The following is a 16607-nucleotide window of genomic DNA, read 5'->3' as shown; positions in this document are numbered from 1 at the left end:
TGAGTTAGTTTTCTGGGTGTACGCCCTGAGACAGAACGAGCGTCAGCAATGACACGGTGAGCACGATCAGAGGTGCAATCGCGTGGTCGTATTCGGCATGAAAAAGCGTCGTGAGACAGGCTGCTGCCATGACAAAACTGCCTATTGCAGCACCCAGTTTTCGTGTGGCTGGGTTGATCAACAATGCTGCGGCAGCCAGTTCCAGAGTAGCGGTTATATAGTGAAACCAGTCCGGATAGCCCCAGCGGGCATAGGAGGCCGCGTTCTGGGGTGAAAGCAAGAAATTGCCATAAGCGCCGAACACAAAAAATGCAGCCAGCAAAAAAGCAAGGCCAGTGGTGAAGACGGAGCGGATAGTCATGTTGCGAATTCTCAGATTGGGCGTGACAAAACCCGTCGCCCGAACTGGTATTTTCGGGCGTGACATTTCGTCTGTACTGCTGTTTTAGGTGCATCTGCCGAGGCAGAATGGTATATTAGAGTTGTCACTCTATTTATGTTCGACTCGGTGTCAAGTATAATTAGAATGATCGATCTATTTATGGAGATATGAATGGTTCGCACCGTCAATCCTGAAAAGCACGAAGAAAAGCGGTTGGAGATTCTGGAAGCTGCACATCGCTGTTTTTTGCGCGAAGGATTGCAGGGCGCATCCATTGCAAAAATCTGCAAGGAGGCGGAAATCAGCCCCGGCCATCTCTACCACTACTTCTCCAGCAAGGAGGAAATCGTGGAGCAAATGGCAGATGAATATTTGCGTAAGTTGCATGGAGATTTTGCAAGCCATCCGGAAGGGCAAGACACTGCCACCGTGTTGCTGTCAGAACTCTGGGGCATGAGCGGTTGGAATGAGGTCGATCATTGCCGCATTCTGTTTGAGCTGTTGTCTGAGGCGGGCCGAAGCGAGCGTATCAGGGAAATTCTGCGCAACAATACGGCCAGCATTCGCAGAATGCTGGCCGATACCTTGAAAGCAGGTCAGGCTCGCGGCGAAGTCGATCCATCGCTGGATGTAGGGCATACGAGTGCGATGCTGATTGCGGTGCTGGATGCAGCACCCATGCTGCCTTTGATGGTGCCGGATGTGAGCTTTGAGGAGAGCCGCAAGCTGTTGACCACGATGATCACACGTTTCCTGCGGCCTCAGTAATCTATTTTATCAGGGGTGCAACTGTGCGCCCTTGATCGCTTTGTCGATGTCTTTCTTGGGGCCATGAAGAGCGAGACCTACCAGATCCGGTGTATCGGCATTTTCGGCGCGGAAGACTTCGCGATTGGCAGCATCGTGGCCGGTCGCAAACATCGCACGGACATAGGCTGCACGCGTTAAATCCCGTTGCAGGGATTGCTGCCATGCGCGTTGGAGAATTTCAAGTGATGCCGAGAAAATGACCACCGGCTGACTGAATAGACGGGCATGTTCCCGCCCGAGCGCATCCACATATGGCTCGCCAATGCCATTTGGAACTGCACCCGCAATACCAGAGGCCAGAAAAGCCGTGACATTGAGTTTTTGCCACATTTGCAGATCGCTTTGCACCAGAATGGCAATTTTTGTATCGAAAATCATGGGATGCTCCTTTTAAAAAGCGCATTCCGAAAAGTGTGAAATTGTTTTCGGAAAAGATGCGCGCTCAAAATGGAGCAGGTAGCGTAGCTAACGCGGCAAATCTGGAACGTTTGTGCGCCCACGACGATATTGTGCTGGCGTTAGCCCATAAGCGCGTCGAAACCATCTACCCATATGGCTTTGATCGGCAAAGCCACTCAGCATGGCGGCCTGTGCAGGCGTTTCCTGCTCACGCAATAACCGACGTGCAGCAGCGAGCCGCAATTGCACCAGATAGGCGTGCAGCGAGGTTCCGTAGCGGCGTCGAAAACTGCGCGAAAGGGAGAAGCGATCGGTAGCGCCGACGGCTTCGACCAATTGCTCAAGTCCGATATCTTCTTCAAAATGTGCGCGGAGATAGTCCATCGCGCGAGCAGAAATATCGGATGCGATGATGTCAGGCTTAGGCTCTGCTCGTCCGAGATGCCTGCAAAGAAGTGCAATGATTTGGTCACGGCTTTCTTCAACTGACAGCCGTGGTGCGGCTTCAATAATCAGACTTGTGGTTCGCACCACTGCCTGCGCCAGTTGAGGGTCGTCGGTTAATGTGCTGCGAAACCCGATTGCAGCATCGTTGCCACCCATTTCCTGTCTAATCAGCGATTGCGGCAGATAAAGCATGGAATAGGCAAAGCCATCGTCCTGAATGGCCTGTCCATCATGCAATTCGCCCGGCTCAATGAGCATAATCTTGCCAGTGGTACTTTGACGTCGCTGTCCGCGACAGAAAAAATCCTGCACACCATAATGCGTCACGCCCACCAGCCATTCATCATGGAAATGCATGTCATAGGCATGGCTATGAAACCGCGCACCCAAAGCTTCAAGCCCGGTTGTCTGATCGCGCCGGAGCTGAAAAGCATCGCGCGCGGTATGGCGGGTCTTAACCAAACACGCCACCTTCATCAGCATCGACAGTGATCGATAATGTTATATGACGTGGGCGGGTGAGGGCAAAGAGCACGGATTCGACGATATCGCGACTGGTGGCCGCTTGACCTTTCTGACGGTTGGCCGAAGCTTCCCAACTATCATCCAGTGGCGAAGCGTCTTCGAGATATGGTGGATGAACGACGATGGAACGGACAGGTGTTCCCGCAAGCTTTTGCCGCAGGCCATCCGCGAGTGCTGCCTGCGCGCGCTTTGCGGCATAGAAGGGCACCGAAACAGTCTGTAACGGCGCGTTGGGCAAACCACTGATCGAGCCGATTGTTACGATATCCGGGCTGTTTGAATTATTGAGTGCAGGCAGAAGCCCTTGTGTGAACAGGAATGTTCCTGTGACAGCGGCATTGATGACACCTGCAACTTCCGCCTCTGAATAGTCTTCCTGTCTGTCTTCAAGCCACATCGCGCCGTTGTTTACGAGAATGTCGATTGCAGGATGGCTCGCTTTAATGGCGTCGATGGCAGCCGTAACGCTTGTCATATCAGCGAGATCAACCTGCACGGTATCAACTCTGCGTCCGGTATGTTTTGTAATCTTGTCGGCAGTCTCTTCGAGAGCTTTCATACTACGCCCGCAAAGCACGACATTGCATCCGGCTTCGGCCAGTGAGAAGGCGAGCGCTGCGCCAAGGCCGCGGGCAGCGCCTGTTACAACAGCGGTGGTTCCTTCAAAGCGGGACATAGGCTCTCCAGTCATTTTATATGCGGTGCGTTTTGCGTCGAATTATGTGCGGATAGATAGTGCGAATGGAAGCGCGATGCGAGCTTTGAAAAGTCCCCTCCCACAAGTGTTACAGCAGATAGGCTTCCTCAATAATCGAATCAGTAGTATAGTCCCCTATACTATATCTTCAGCAGCAGGTTCTCATGTCGCACACCATCCACCAGAAGGAAAAGCTCATTGCCCGCGTTCGCCGCATCAAGGGGCAGCTCGAAGGCGTTGAGCGCGCACTGGCTTCGGAAGCAGCCTGTGCCGAAGTGTTGCGGCAGCTTGCATCAGCGCGCGGAGCGCTGACCGGACTAACAGCGGAGGTGATGGAGGATCATCTGCGTGAACATGTTGTCGAAATCGACGACGCTGGTGAACGTCGAAAGGGTGGTGACGAGATGATCGAAGTCATCCGCGCCTATATGAAATAGTAAGGAGCGTCCCATGGCTGGGAACCATCACCACGCACACCATTCAGTTCATAATTTATCGGCGTCGCATGAACACGTCTTTCTCGGCGAAGACCATCATCGAAACGAACGCAAGGTCTGGCTTGTTATTGCTCTGACTGCGACCATGATGGTCGTCGAAATCATTGCGGGCTCGATTTATGGTTCAATGGCTCTCGTGGCTGACGGCTGGCATATGTCCACCCATGCAGGCGCCATGCTGATCACCGCGCTCGCCTATTCCTATTCACGACGTCACGCGCATGATCCGCGTTTCAGCTTCGGCACCGGAAAGCTGGGCGATCTCGCTGGCTTCGCTAGCGCCGTAGTGCTGGCCTTGATTGCCTTGCTGATTGGGTGGGAAAGCTTCCTTCGCCTGACAAACCCGATTGAGATCAGCTTTAATCAGGCAATTGCAGTTGCTGTGGTGGGACTGGTCGTCAATCTCGTGAGTGCATGGCTGCTGAAAGACGATCACGGCCACCACCATGGGCACAGCCATCATCACGAACATGACCATGACCATAATGATGAAACAGGTCATACGCATGAGAAGGTGCGGGATAACAATCTCCGGGCGGCCTATCTGCACGTTCTGGCTGACGCACTGACCTCTGTGCTTGCGATTGCCGCACTTCTGGTTGGCAAAAGCTATGGCTGGCTCTGGGCCGATCCATTGATGGGCGTTGTTGGGGCGCTGGTTATTGCGCGCTGGTCGTGGGGACTGATCCGTGATTCCGGTCAGGTTCTGCTTGATGCTGTTCCAGAAGCGGGGCGCCTCAAGAACGAAATCATGAACCACCTTGAGCGTTCGGGGGATCACATCACCGATCTGCACATCTGGCAGATCGGTCCGGGACATCATGCGGCGATTGTTGCGATTGCCTCGCATAGCCCCAAGTTGCCGTCTGTTTATAAGGAACGCCTCGGTCATATCCATGGATTGTCTCATGTGACTGTCGAAGTGGACGCAGCCTGATCTTTGCATCAAGGGTTGAGTCTGCATCCTTGGTCTGCTAATCCGCCGCCTCCTGAAAATCCCCACCATCAGAGGCAGATCATGACGACAGTGAACCAGAGCCAGTTTGACGGCGTCACACTGGGCATCGACTTCGGCACGACAAACACTGTTTTGTCGCTTGCATCGCCCGATGGTTCGACTGCAGTGCTGAGTGTGCCGAAAGATGGCGTCGATATCACCGGTTATCGCTCGATCCTGTGTTTCTGGCAGGATCGGGAAACCGGCGAACGCACATCGGAAAGCGGGCCGTGGGCGATGGATGCATTTGTGAATGCGCCGCATTCGACCCGTATGCTGCAGTCTTTCAAGACGTTTGCGGCTCAAAAATCTTTCACCGACACACCCGTCTTCGGCAAGCGCTTCAAGTTTGAAGATATTCTCGAGACGTTTCTGGAATCAGTTGCTGCGCGTCTTGGGGATCGGCTGCCTCCGAAGGGCAATCGCGTTGTCATTGGACGCCCCGTCATCTTTGCAGGTGCAACGCCGGACGAAGAGCTGGCCATGCAGCGTTATGAAAAAGCGTTCCGCGCTTTTGGCTTCACAGATATTCACTATGTCTATGAGCCGGTGGCAGCTGCATATTTCTACGCACAGGAACTGAAAGCCGAATCGACTGTTCTCGTTGCTGACTTTGGTGGTGGCACGAGCGACTTCTCCATTGTGCGGTTCGAAGTGGGCGCGGATGGCCTGAGCTTCACGCCACTGAGCCAGACGGGTCTCGGCATTGCGGGCGATACATTCGATTATCGTATCATCGACAATGCCGTATCGCCGCTGCTTGGCAAGAATGGTGAATATAAATCCTTCGGCAAACGCTTGCCGGTGCCCAAGCATTATTATGCAAATTTCGCTCGCTGGAACACATTGTTCCTGATGAATTCGCCCGCAACCATTCGCGCGCTGACCGATCTTGCCAAGAATGCTGTCGATCCGGAGCCCCTCGAACATTTCATTCACCTGATCGAGAATGATTATGGTTATGAGATCTATCGCGCGGTCTCAAATCTCAAAGCCCGTTTGTCATCGGAAAGAATTTCCGAGCTTCACTTCAAGGCGGACGATTTCGAGATCCGCTCAGACATTACCCGCAACGACTTCGATAATTGGATCGCCGATGATGTGGCGAATATCGAGCAGTCGGTCGAACAGGCTGTGGAGAATGCAGGCCTGACGTTTGACGGCATCGACCGCGTGTTCCTGACGGGTGGAACTTCCTTTGTGCCCGCGATCCGTGCCGCGTTTGAGAAGCGTTTCCCCGACGCGATGGTGACAAGCTCGAACCAATTTGATTCGATTGCCAATGGTCTGGCATTGATTGGTCAGAGCACAGACATCGAACGTTGGGCTGTTAAAGCAGCTTAAGGCATGATGGTAATCGGGGTGCCATTTGGCACTTTCGACCAGATTTCGCGCATTTCAGCATTGGTCACGCCGATGCAGCCATCCGTCCAGTCCCAAAGGTGATGCACCGGTGCAAGCAAGCCCCAACCATTGGGCAAGCCGTGGATCATGATATTGCCGCCGGGTGCATAACCGGCCGCATCGGCGGCGTTCTGATCTGCTGCATTCGGATAGGAAACATGCAAGCTCAGATGTGCCATTGAGCGTGGATTGCGCCAGTCGATGACGTAAGCGCCTTCGGGCGTCTTCTGATCACCTTCGCGCGCTTTGTGTCCGCCATCGCCATTCCCACCAAGCGCAATGCGATATGTGCCAATAACGGCGCCATCCCGAAGCAGGGTCATCCGGCGTTCGCCTTTATTGACCTCTATGGCATCGGCTTGTTGTTCGGTGGGAGCAGGCTGCGGTGGTTCACCAGAACCAATGCGCGCCATAACCTTTGTATAGCCAAACAAAGCAACAGCGATGACAACGACAGCGAAGAGGATTTTCTTGATCATATTGCCCGCTTATTTCTGCTCTGTGGCCTGTTCAAGACAGTTTTTCCAGATGTCTTTTAAAAGCACAAGTCTCGCCGCTTCGCATTGTGATGATCGGGATGGGCGGCTAAGCTTACTTGAAGTCCTCAAGAATGCGGAGCCAAGGCCCACTTATGTCGATAATCGCTGAACAAAAATCGGAACGATTTTCCGAAAATTTGCGCAAAAGCGCTGAGCCATTCTGGTCCGAGGCCGTTCAACACCGTTTGGTGCAGGAAATGTTTGATGGCTCTGTTCCGCAGGAAGTTATGAAGCGCTATCTCGTTCAGGATCATCGCTTTATCGATTGCTTCCTGTCGCTCCTGGGTGGCGTACTCGTCAATTGCGATGATATGGATGCCAAGCTGACACTTGGGCGCTTCATCGGCATGATTAGTAATGACGAAAATTCTTATTTTGAACGCGCTTTTGCTGCGCTCGATGTAAGCCATGTTGAACGTTATGATGCACCAGACGCGGAACCAACCGCAGCCTTTAAAGCATTAATGCTGGAAGCTGCGACTTCGGGTTCGTATGCCGCCTGTCTCTCCGTTCTGACGGTTGCAGAATGGCTTTATCTCGATTGGGCGCAAAAGGCTCCCAAGAACCTACCCGAAAGTTTTGTTTTCTCTGAGTGGATTGTTTTACACGACAACCCTTATTTTTCAGATTTTGTTGCTTTTCTGAGATCAGAGCTTGATCGAGTTGGGCCTCAGACGGAAGCAGAATGCCGTAGCTTTTTTCAGCGCGCCGTAGAGCTTGAGAAGGCCTTCTTCGATTCAGCCTATGAATAACTCAGGTTAGTTTCGCAGGCAGTCAATGATTGTTGTCTCACAAACAGGTGTCTGGGCGCGACTTTCTGGATTGTCGCGCCAATGCTTGTACGTGATCCAAAACTCCACGTCCTTATAGGCATAGGTTTTGGCTTGCTTCTGAGTGCGACTCTTATCGAGTGCGTCGGGCGTAATGACCATATGGTGAGCGAGCCGTTTGAACACCCAGGGCTTAGCCCCTTTCTTATGCTCGAACACTTCCAGATGATAGTAAGGGTCATTGTGTGCCGGGTCAGGCACCTGATGAATGTCAGCCCAACGCGTTAACTTCACCGTATCAGCGAGAATGATTGTACGGTCTGGCGTCTGAGCATTCACTATTGGAGCCGCAAAGGTGAGGGCTGCCAGCGCCAATATAAGAACTTTCGATCGCTTTTTGCCCATTATTCAAAATTCCTTCTGCATCCGAGTTAAAGCGCAGGCGTTTCACCCTGCACATATTTGCTATTGAGAAGGCTAAAAAAGCAAATGAAAACAAACAGCCATTCAATGCTGTTAATTCAAAATTAATCAATCTTTTCAAAGGGTAAACAAAGACGCGTTAACGATCCATCAAGGTTAATACTCCATTATTCGCTATAGTTAAGTAATCGTTGCGAGTGGAGTTTGCGGTGCGTTTTGGTTCCATACGAGCGCTGTTTGGCCGGTCGAAGGCCGTAGCCGAGCCGGTATGGCACTATCCGGTCACGGGCTATTGCCCGGAGGATGGTCGCTATTACGCCGTACGCGCAAAACCGCGTCAGGTTCTGCATAAGCCGCATCGTCTCGTGCCGCTGGTTCTGGCGGCAATTACCTATCTCTTCAATTCCAACGCAATCGCCTTTCAGGATATGGCCAGCCTTGTTCCGACGGCTGATGTAGCCGGTCATCGCTGGACCGCGTTTGTTGCCAAAGCTCCCGTCGGATCGCTCCATCAGGCAGAAATGCCCTTTGTCGATGCCACGACCGTCACTGGCAGCATCGCCAGCAGCGGTATCGAAGTTCCGGGTATTGGTCGCGTAGCGCTTTCGGGTGGCAAGAAGACTGCCAAGCTGGGTGTTGACGATCCCAATCCCGATGAAAACCGCATCAATCGCTCCGATAAGACCGGTCGTCTTGTCTCTGTGAAGCCGAAAGCTCCAGCGCGGACTTTCAATGCAGGTAGCATGTTTGAGAAGATCAGCATGATTACTGCCCCTCGTGAGAAGATTGATGCGCGTATGGCTTTCTCCAAGTCCAGTGTCGAGGGCAAGGAGGTCGAAATCGCAATGGCGTTTCATGCGGTCAAACCGCCCAAGCCCAAACCGGACATGCCGGTGCAACTGGCAAAGCTAATCAACAATGATCAGCCCGACGTTCTCGCGTTGGGCTATGCGCCTTCTAAGCCTGACTATGGCAAAACCTCTCCCTTCGAGAGCATTCTGACACCGGAAGCCGATGCAGGCCGCTTCGTGCCGCCAATCAGCGATCAGGATCATGCATGGGCTGCAACGCCTCTGCCTGCAGAATCATTTGGAACCAAAGAGCAGAAGTGCCTCGCCGAAGCGGTTTACTACGAAGCGCGCGGAGAAAACGTCAAAGGGCAGGTGGCAGTTGCTCAGGTAGTGCTCAATCGTGTGCGTAATCCTGCTTATCCCGGCACGATCTGCGGCGTTGTCTATCAAAACCGGAACTGGCTCAATGCCTGCCAGTTTTCCTTCGCCTGTGACGGTCAGAAGCATCGCGTCACGGAAATCCCGCAATGGCGTCTTGCACAGCAGGTGGCAAAGACTGTGACTGCAGGCCAGATCTGGTTGCCGGAAGTTGGTTCATCCACCCATTATCATGCAACCTATGTCAGCCCATTCTGGGCGCCGACCATGAAGAAGATGACCAAAATTGGCCTTCATGTGTTCTATCGCACCTATGGCGGCGGTTGGAGCTGATAACCGACAGCATGGGTGCGATCACTTTCGGACACATTTATTTGTCTGAAGGGTCGCTTGAAACGCGTGCACAATGATGAATCTATGTGCTGACTTTCGCCCAATTCGATTCCAATTTTGAGGCCGAATTGCTGCCTGTTCTCCGACTTTGATCGGAAAATGAGTCGCACCAATAGCTAAATTATTGTATTTCCAAGAGAAAAAACCTTCTGAAGCAACTGCTTGACTGCCTTGACTAGCGGGCGGTGTGTCAATATGTTGCGCGCAACTTGGAAATGGGCTTGTAGCGCCCGCATTTCTTGCAAAAAGGAGCTGCCAATGACGAGCGGCACTGAGCCGGGAAAAACACCCGGTCAAAGCAAGAATGTGGACAGCAAAACTGTTTCCGGGGGGCTGGATCAGCGTTTGAATCGCCTTGAGGTCGAATTGGCCAAAAAAGGTGTACTCAAGACACCGGCTTCCGAGGATGAGCGGTCGGAAACATCCAGTTCCGTCGCGCAGGCCATGAAACTCTCCAGTGAATTTATCGCTGGTATCGTGGTTGGTGCGGTAATTGGTTGGGCTCTTGATCGCTACGCGGGCACGTCGCCATGGGGGTTAATCGTATTTCTCCTTCTAGGCTTCGGTGCAGGCACCCTCAATGTGCTCCGTTCCGCAGGTTATGTCGCCGATCAAGGCAACATTAAGTCTAGCGTGGAAAAGAGCGATAAGGAATAAGTCTTCGCGGACATCACGAAAATGTTCGCGTATAGACATTTGAGACAAAGCGGGCGGTTCGCCCGAGACTGAAACGCCTTAGGGCAGGAACGACAGACGAGGTTAAGTTGGCCAACGATCCGATCCATCAGTTCCAGGTTTCCCGGTTGATTCCTATCGACGTCGGTGGTTTGGACCTGTCGTTTACCAATGTTTCGGCTTTCATGGTCGCAACTGTGGTGCTCGCATCAGGCTTCCTCTACTTCACATCGTCGAGCCGTGGTCTGGTTCCAAGCCGCCTTCAGTCGGTTTCGGAAATGGCGTATGAATTTGTGGCGTCCAGCTTGAGAGATTCAGCTGGTTCAAAGGGCATGAAGTTCTTCCCCTTTGTTTTCTCGCTGTTCATGTTCGTGCTCGTCGCAAACTTCATCGGCCTGTTCCCTTATTTCTACACGGTCACAAGCCAGATCATCGTAACCTTCGCTCTTTCTCTGCTGGTTATCGGTACAGTCATCATCTACGGTTTCTATAAGCATGGTCTCGGCTTCCTCAAGCTGTTCGTACCAAGCGGCGTTCCGGGTATCATCGTGCCGCTGGTTGTTGCCATTGAAATCATTTCGTTCCTCTCGCGCCCAATCAGCCTCTCGGTTCGTCTTTTCGCGAACATGCTGGCAGGCCACATCACGCTCAAGGTTTTCGCAGGCTTCGTTGTCTCGCTGAGCTCGCTTGGTGCACTGGGTGTTGGCGGCGCTATCCTACCTCTCATCATGACGGTCGCGATCACCGCGCTTGAGTTCCTGGTTGCATTCCTCCAGGCCTACGTCTTCACCGTTCTTACCTGCATGTACATCAACGACGCAGTACATCCGGGTCACTAAGGTTCTCGCCGGCGGGTTTCCGCCAGAACAGAAATCCGCACTAATTTGCAATCCAGAAGGAGCTTTAACATGGAAGCGGAAGCAGCAAAGTACATCGGCGCCGGTCTCGCCTGTTTCGGTATGGCCGGTACGGCTCTCGGCCTCGGCAACATTTTCGGTAGCTATCTCTCGGGCGCTCTGCGTAACCCATCCGCTGCTGACAGCCAGTTCGGCCGTCTCGTGTTTGGTTTCGCTGTGACGGAAGCTCTGGGCATCTTCTCGCTGCTCATCGCGCTTCTGCTCCTCTTCGCTGTTTAATCAACAGTCGCAAGAAACTGGCCTGCCGCGATCTGTATCTTGAAATGCAGCGCGGCTGGCCTTTTCATATGAAGTCTGAGTGAGCATATTCCAGAACTTCCAGAGTTATTCTCTGGAAAAGAATATGCTGGATTAAAGGGGAAATCTGGATGTTCGTGTCCACGGCGTTTGCCCAAACCGCCACCGAATCGCAACCGGCACCAGCTGCTGGCGAGCACGGCGCAGCCGATGCTGTGCACACCGAAACCGGGGTCGCGCACGATGCCGGACACGGCAGCGGCGTATTCCCGCCGTTCGATTCCACCCATTATGCATCGCAGCTTCTGTGGCTGGCGATCACTTTCGGCCTTTTCTATCTGTTCCTGTCGCGTGTGGTTCTCCCGCGCATCGGTGGCGTGATTGAAAACCGTCGTGACCGTATCGCGCAGGATCTCGAGCAGGCTGCACGCCTCAAGCAGGATGCAGACAACGCTATTGCTGCCTATGAGCAGGAACTAGCCGCTGCCCGCACCAAGGCTGCTTCGATTGCCGAAGCTGCTCGCGAAAAAGGCAAAGGCGAAGCAGATGCCGAACGTGCTGCTGCTGAAGCTGCACTCGAAGGCAAGCTTGCTGAGGCTGAAGAACGTATCGCCGCAATCAAGGCCAAGGCCATGAGCGATGTCGGTACGATCGCTGAAGAAACCACGTCTGCGATTGTTGAACAGCTCCTGGGTACCAAAGCCGACAAGGCTGATGTAACCGCAGCAGTCAAAACCGCAAACGCCTGAGGAGACGAAAATGGATTCAACATTTTGGGCATTTATTGCTCTTCTTCTCTTCATTGCTCTGATTGTTTACCTGAAGGTTCCAGGTATGATCGGTCGTTCGCTTGATGAGCGTGCCGAGAATATCAAGAAGGAACTGGAAGAAGCCCGCACCCTGCGCGAAGAAGCGCAACAGCTTCTTGCTGAATATCACCGCAAGCGCAAGGAAGCGGAAAAAGAAGCTGGCGACATCGTTGCCGCCGCTGAACGCGAAGCAAAGGCTCTTCTTGAAGATGCCAAGCGTGCGACCGAAGAATATGTCGTTCGCCGCAACAAGCTTGCTGAGCAGAAGATCGCAACTGCTGAAACCGACGCAATCAATGCAGTTCGCGCTTCGGCTGTTGATCTGGCAGTAGCCGCTGCTGGCAAGATCGTTGCCGACAAGGTTGATGCGAAGGTTGCAGGCACTTTGTTCAAGGATGCACTCGGTCAGGTTAAGACCAATCTGAACTAAGTTCGGTCTTTTTAGAGTTTTGAAAACGCCGCCTCAAAAGGGCGGCGTTTTTGTTTTCTGTTCTGTCTTCTGTCTCAAGGAAGCAGTTCTTAATCCGCGTCCGGTTCAGCGAGTTGGCTGAGCGCCAGTTCCCCTTGAGCCTTGACCGTCTGGATGGCGAAATTGCTGCGGATATCTATAACGCCTGGAAGGCGCAATAAAGTACCGGTTAGAAAGCGTTCATAGGCCGCGAGGTCAGCCACAACGACTTGCAACAGGAAGTCGGATTCTCCCGATACAAGATGGCAGGAAAAGACTTCAGGCAGGTTCTGCACTGACGTACGGAATGCTGTCGCTGTTTCCTCATGATGGCGCTCAACACGGATCCCAACAAAGACAGTCAGTCCCAGCCCCACGGCATTGCGGTCGAGTGCCGCATGGTAGCCTTGAATGACGCTAGCTTTTTCGAGGAGTTTGACTCGTCGCAAACATGGGGAAGGGGACAGCCCTATTTTATCGGCAAGCTGAACGTTTGAAAGACGCGCATCGTCTTGCAGTGCAGCGAGTATCTTACGGTCCGTTGCGTCTAGTTTTAATTTTGGCATAAGCCACCATTCTGAAAAGTCATATTGGCAGATTATATCAACTTCGATCCACTCCGCACCATAAAACGCAAGGACACGGACTGCACTTACGAGTTAGCTTCGGAAAGCTCTATCAGCTGTAGCTCATTCATCATATGCAATGAGCCAACCCGATGGCAGCTGCGTGAATTTTAGCTGTTCGGGGCGATATTGATGAGCGAGACGTGGTTATTTGCAAGCGCACTGGCGGCTGCATTTCTTCTTCCTGGGCCGGACATGATTCTGCTTCTACAGACGGGAGCTGCGCAGGGCAGAGGCCATGCACTAGCTGCTGCCGGAGGGCTTGCAACGGCCCGTGCTTGCCACGTCCTGCTCGCTGCATTTGGGTTGGCCGCTCTCCTGCACGCATTTCCAATCGCGTTTCAATTCGTGCGGATCGTGAGTGCCTGTTATCTGGTCTGGATTGCGATCGGCATTTTGCGTCACCCATTGGCGTCCCTCGATACAGCAACCAACGGCATTGAACGACGCTCTTATTTGGCGTCCGCCCGTAAGGGTTTACTCACCAATCTGCTGAACCCAAAAGCTTTGCTTTTCTGCTCGGTTCTATTGCCGCAGTTCGTTCATCCAGACAGAGGCAGTATCATGATGCAGTTTGCATTTCTGGGTGGGATAATGACCATCGTCGGGCTGTCGTTCGATACGATCTATGCCTTTGCAGGATCGTCACTCGGCAACCTGTTCAAGCGATATCCGGTCATACAATCTATTCAGCGTTGGGGCTTTGCGGCTCTGCTTTTTGGCTTTGCAGCCAAACTGGCGACGGTTTAAGCCTTTCATTGATCATGATTTAGACGCTATAGCGCCCTTTGATCGGCGCGAAGGTATAGCGGTGGATGCCGGGCACCGGCCCATCTGTCTCAATAGCCGCTCGATGCTTGGCCGTACCGTAACCAGCGTGTACCTCAAGACCGTATGGTGGATGGGCTAGGCCGGCACGGATCATCATTCGGTCACGCGTAACTTTCGCAACGATGGATGCGGCCGCAATTGAAATGGAACGTTGATCGCCTTTCACCAATGCAGAACCGGGGCAGGGCAAACCGGGCGGCACATCGCGTCCGTCAATCAAGGCATGATCCGGGCTGAGTGTCAGCCCCATCAATGAACGACGCATGGCTTCAAGCGCTGCTTTACGAATGTCACTGGCGTCTATGCTTCGCGCGCTTAGGCTTGCAACAGAAACGGTCAGTGCTTTGGCGAGGATGATTTCGTAAAGCGCGTCGCGTTTGGCGGCTTTCAACCGCTTTGAATCATCTAGCCCTTCTGGCAGGTCATTCGGATCAAGCACCACCGTCGCCGCAACGACCGGACCAGCGAGTGGTCCGCGGCCAGCTTCATCAATGCCTGCAATATGGCGAAGCCCGCGCGACATATGCCTTCTCTCTTCGGAGAAGTCGGGGGCAAGCGGGATTTCAAAGAGGAGCGGAGAATCAGAACTCAAGCGTTTCATTTGGCGGCAATGCTCGCATTGCTTCTGATTCTCCGCAAGGTCCCTGCCGAGGATAGTGGCGTAAAAGCAGGGGCCTTCCGCCTGAAAAAACCAGACGGGGATCAAACTCACAACTGACAACTCATGCACACTTAAAGCCAACAAGACACAGGGCTCTTTCACCTCACTTTGATGATAGGAGCGCCGATATCCAGAAGTAGTGCCGCTTAAAAAAGCGAAAGCTGTTTGCCACCCTTCTCAACAGGCTCAAACAGATCCGTGCGCAGGGGAATACGCTTTGAATTGAAGCCGAGCTTGCGTGCAGCGATCTCGAAGCGACGGCCAATCTGCCAAGCATAAGGGCCTGTTCCACGCATACGCTTGCCCCATTCGGCATCGTAGTCTTTCCCGTCACGCATGGAGCGGACGAGCGACATGACATGGCGGTAGCGATCAGGATAATTGCGCAGCAGCCAGTCTTTGAACAAAGGGGCTACTTCAAGCGGTAAACGGAGCAGTACATAGCCTGCTTCGCGTGCGCCCTGTGCGTAAGCTGCATCCAAAATACGCTCAATCTCATGATCGTTGATGCCGGGTATGATCGGTCCCATCATCACATTCGACGGAATGCCGGCATCGGCGAGCTTGCGAATGGCCTGCAGGCGCAAAGTCGGCGTTGATGCGCGGGGCTCCATTGTGCGCGCAAGATTGGCATCAAGCGTGGTGACTGAAAGCGCTACTTTGGCTAGCCCCTTTTCAGCCATGCGAGACAGGATATCAATATCCCGCACGACCAGAGCTGACTTGGTGACGATGCCGACAGGATGATTGGCAGCCTCCAGCACTTCAAGAATCTCGCGCATTACGCGCCATTTTTTCTCAATGGGCTGATAGGGATCGGTATTGGTGCCAATTGCTATGGTCTTGGCCTGATAGCCGGGTTTTGCCAGTTCGCGCTCCAGCAGGCGTGGTGCATCCGGTTTGGCGAACAGACGTGCCTCGAAATCAAGCCCGGCTGAAAGCCCCATATAGCTATGTGTTGGCCGCGCAAAACAGTAAATGCAACCATGCTCGCAACCGCGATAAGGGTTAATCGAACGGTCGAAGCTGATATCCGGTGAATCATTGCGCGTGATGATGGTGCGGGGCTTCTCAACCTGAACATCCGTCTTGAAAGGTGGCAGGTCTTCAAGTGTCTCCCAGCCATCATCAAATTCGTGTCGTGTGGTTGGTTCGAACCGGCCGCTAGGATTGATGCCTGCACCGCGCCCACGACGTCGCGAGTGGTCAATGCGCAGGCCTGCTTCACCGACAAGCGCGTTGGCATGTTCCGCCCGTCCTGTTCCGAATGCTGCCTTGTCTGCCTGCTGGATAATTTCCATAACCGACTCTCTCGTTTCAGAATCTATTTGTAATCCAACGTCGGGAACAAAGCAAGAACATATAATCCGAAAGCTTTTCGATCACGCGGCCTTGATATAAAAGAAAGCATGTTATCAGTTCTGATTTTCACGCGAAATTCTGAGGGGCTTCTGGCCCAAACACTGTCAGCACTGGTGCCGGCAGTTGTGGAAGGGCTATTGCGTCGTGTTGTCGTTGTGGATAAGGCGTCCACTGACGAGACAAGGTTGGTTGCAGAGGGGGCAGGTTGCTCACTTTACGACGAAACGGATTTGCAGTCGGCTTTTGATGATCTGCGAGCGGACTGGCTTTTGTTGCTGAAACCGGGTGCTATTCTTGCAGACGGTTGGGAAGACGCGGTGCGTCGGCATATGGAAATGAGCCAATCGCCTGCGCGGTTTTCATCGCCTCAGGATTTAGGCCTGATGGGTAAGCTTTTGGGCGCGAAACCTTCACTCGATAATGGGCTTCTGGCGCCCGTCATAACAATTCGACCCGTAGTCGGAGATGGAGGCGTTCCTGGCGCTGTCTTGAAACGACTCAAGCCAATCCGGCTTCCGCATCAGATTTTACCACCAAAAACAACAAAAGGCGGAGCCTGAGGGCTTCGCCTTTTTGTATTCTACCGGCT

General features: G+C 53.1%; 22 protein-coding genes. 13 read left to right on the top strand and 9 right to left on the bottom strand.

Going from position 1 to position 16607, the window contains the following annotated elements; translation table 11 throughout:
- Positions 1-4: 4 nt before the first annotated feature.
- Positions 5-361 (bottom strand): DoxX family protein, encoded by a 357-nt coding sequence (locus RT142_RS02640; protein WP_112808055.1) that lies wholly within the window; start codon positions 359-361, stop codon positions 5-7.
- 192 nt (positions 362-553) lie between these two features.
- On the opposite strand from RT142_RS02640, the gene RT142_RS02635 reads away from it, so the two are divergent.
- Positions 554-1150 (top strand): TetR/AcrR family transcriptional regulator, encoded by a 597-nt coding sequence (locus RT142_RS02635; protein WP_079211536.1) that lies wholly within the window; start codon positions 554-556, stop codon positions 1148-1150.
- A gap of 9 nt (positions 1151-1159) precedes the next feature.
- On the opposite strand, the gene RT142_RS02630 is transcribed toward RT142_RS02635, so the two are convergent.
- From RT142_RS02630 to RT142_RS02620, 3 genes are all read right to left on the bottom strand, one after another.
- A complete protein-coding gene (locus RT142_RS02630; RefSeq protein ID WP_409558559.1) occupies positions 1160-1570 on the bottom strand; it encodes a DUF2000 family protein in 411 nt (136 codons plus the stop codon).
- A gap of 87 nt (positions 1571-1657) precedes the next feature.
- On the bottom strand, positions 1658-2509 hold the full coding sequence (locus tag RT142_RS02625) for an AraC family transcriptional regulator (RefSeq protein WP_235822275.1): 852 nt from the start codon (positions 2507-2509) through the stop codon (positions 1658-1660).
- Positions 2493-3239, bottom strand: coding sequence for an SDR family oxidoreductase (locus tag RT142_RS02620; protein ID WP_112808053.1), 747 nt, complete (start codon positions 3237-3239; stop codon positions 2493-2495). The genes RT142_RS02625 and RT142_RS02620 overlap by 17 nt, the downstream gene beginning before the upstream one ends.
- A gap of 185 nt (positions 3240-3424) precedes the next feature.
- Between RT142_RS02620 and RT142_RS02615 the strand changes: the two genes are divergently transcribed.
- The 3 genes from RT142_RS02615 to RT142_RS02605 all read left to right on the top strand — a co-directional run bounded on the left by RT142_RS02615 (position 3425) and on the right by RT142_RS02605 (position 6098).
- Positions 3425-3697, top strand: a complete 273-nt coding sequence (locus tag RT142_RS02615) for a metal/formaldehyde-sensitive transcriptional repressor (protein ID WP_007873656.1) — start codon at positions 3425-3427, stop codon at positions 3695-3697.
- Between the two features lie 13 nt (positions 3698-3710).
- The gene (gene dmeF, locus RT142_RS02610; RefSeq protein ID WP_313027127.1) at positions 3711-4694 is read left to right on the top strand and encodes a CDF family Co(II)/Ni(II) efflux transporter DmeF; all 984 of its coding nucleotides are present in this window, start codon (positions 3711-3713) and stop codon (positions 4692-4694) included.
- Between the two features lie 81 nt (positions 4695-4775).
- Positions 4776-6098, top strand: coding sequence for an Hsp70 family protein (locus RT142_RS02605; protein ID WP_313027125.1), 1323 nt, complete (start codon positions 4776-4778; stop codon positions 6096-6098).
- On the opposite strand, the gene RT142_RS02600 is transcribed toward RT142_RS02605, so the two are convergent.
- Positions 6095-6637: a murein L,D-transpeptidase family protein gene (locus tag RT142_RS02600; RefSeq protein ID WP_200635447.1), complete on the bottom strand. Its 543-nt coding sequence runs from the start codon at positions 6635-6637 to the stop codon at positions 6095-6097. The genes RT142_RS02605 and RT142_RS02600 overlap by 4 nt on opposite strands.
- A 131-nt stretch (positions 6638-6768) precedes the next feature.
- On the opposite strand from RT142_RS02600, the gene RT142_RS02595 reads away from it, so the two are divergent.
- Positions 6769-7449, top strand: coding sequence for a TenA family protein (locus tag RT142_RS02595; RefSeq protein WP_313027121.1), 681 nt, complete (start codon positions 6769-6771; stop codon positions 7447-7449).
- A gap of 6 nt (positions 7450-7455) precedes the next feature.
- Here the strand turns inward: RT142_RS02595 and RT142_RS02590 are convergent, their stop codons facing one another.
- Positions 7456-7872, bottom strand: a complete 417-nt coding sequence (locus tag RT142_RS02590) for a DUF5086 family protein (protein WP_105518205.1) — start codon at positions 7870-7872, stop codon at positions 7456-7458.
- A 227-nt stretch (positions 7873-8099) separates the two neighbouring features.
- On the opposite strand from RT142_RS02590, the gene RT142_RS02585 reads away from it, so the two are divergent.
- The 6 genes from RT142_RS02585 (at position 8100) to RT142_RS02560 (ending at position 12520) form a co-directional block, all read left to right on the top strand.
- On the top strand, positions 8100-9392 hold the full coding sequence (locus RT142_RS02585) for a cell wall hydrolase (RefSeq protein WP_079211542.1): 1293 nt from the start codon (positions 8100-8102) through the stop codon (positions 9390-9392).
- Between the two features lie 318 nt (positions 9393-9710).
- Positions 9711-10109, top strand: a complete 399-nt coding sequence (locus tag RT142_RS02580) for an AtpZ/AtpI family protein (protein WP_064320226.1) — start codon at positions 9711-9713, stop codon at positions 10107-10109.
- A gap of 107 nt (positions 10110-10216) precedes the next feature.
- Entirely contained in the window at positions 10217-10966 is a 750-nt protein-coding gene (locus tag RT142_RS02575; protein WP_007873664.1) for a F0F1 ATP synthase subunit A, read from the top strand.
- Positions 10967-11035: 69 nt separating this feature from the next.
- The gene (locus RT142_RS02570) at positions 11036-11263 is read left to right on the top strand and encodes a F0F1 ATP synthase subunit C (RefSeq protein WP_007632966.1); all 228 of its coding nucleotides are present in this window, start codon (positions 11036-11038) and stop codon (positions 11261-11263) included.
- A gap of 149 nt (positions 11264-11412) precedes the next feature.
- The gene (locus RT142_RS02565) at positions 11413-12030 is read left to right on the top strand and encodes a F0F1 ATP synthase subunit B (RefSeq protein ID WP_079211543.1); all 618 of its coding nucleotides are present in this window, start codon (positions 11413-11415) and stop codon (positions 12028-12030) included.
- A 10-nt stretch (positions 12031-12040) separates the two neighbouring features.
- The gene (locus RT142_RS02560; RefSeq protein ID WP_007873666.1) at positions 12041-12520 is read left to right on the top strand and encodes a F0F1 ATP synthase subunit B; all 480 of its coding nucleotides are present in this window, start codon (positions 12041-12043) and stop codon (positions 12518-12520) included.
- An 89-nt stretch (positions 12521-12609) separates the two neighbouring features.
- On the opposite strand, the gene RT142_RS02555 is transcribed toward RT142_RS02560, so the two are convergent.
- Positions 12610-13104, bottom strand: a complete 495-nt coding sequence (locus RT142_RS02555; protein WP_313027115.1) for an Lrp/AsnC family transcriptional regulator — start codon at positions 13102-13104, stop codon at positions 12610-12612.
- Positions 13105-13296: 192 nt separating this feature from the next.
- Here RT142_RS02555 and RT142_RS02550 point away from each other — a divergent pair, with 192 nt between their 5' ends.
- Positions 13297-13914, top strand: a complete 618-nt coding sequence (locus tag RT142_RS02550; RefSeq protein WP_313027112.1) for a LysE family translocator — start codon at positions 13297-13299, stop codon at positions 13912-13914.
- A 19-nt stretch (positions 13915-13933) separates the two neighbouring features.
- Here the strand turns inward: RT142_RS02550 and RT142_RS02545 are convergent, their stop codons facing one another.
- Together RT142_RS02545 and RT142_RS02540 are read right to left on the bottom strand one after the other, a co-directional pair.
- Complete coding sequence (locus RT142_RS02545) at positions 13934-14596, bottom strand: ribonuclease HII (protein ID WP_313027110.1); 663 nt, start codon at positions 14594-14596, stop codon at positions 13934-13936.
- 206 nt (positions 14597-14802) lie between these two features.
- Entirely contained in the window at positions 14803-15957 is a 1155-nt protein-coding gene (locus RT142_RS02540) for a PA0069 family radical SAM protein (RefSeq protein ID WP_007873672.1), read from the bottom strand.
- A gap of 108 nt (positions 15958-16065) precedes the next feature.
- Here RT142_RS02540 and RT142_RS02535 point away from each other — a divergent pair, with 108 nt between their 5' ends.
- Positions 16066-16578, top strand: coding sequence for a hypothetical protein (locus tag RT142_RS02535; protein WP_007873674.1), 513 nt, complete (start codon positions 16066-16068; stop codon positions 16576-16578).
- The last annotated feature ends 29 nt before the right edge of the window (positions 16579-16607 follow it).

Origin of the sequence: Brucella sp., assembly GCF_032066345.1 — a bacterium.
GTDB classification, from domain to species: domain Bacteria; phylum Pseudomonadota; class Alphaproteobacteria; order Rhizobiales; family Rhizobiaceae; genus Brucella; species Brucella pseudogrignonensis.
The sequence above is the reverse complement of the archived record's forward strand: the minus strand, read 5'-3'. Positions and strand labels throughout refer to the sequence as shown.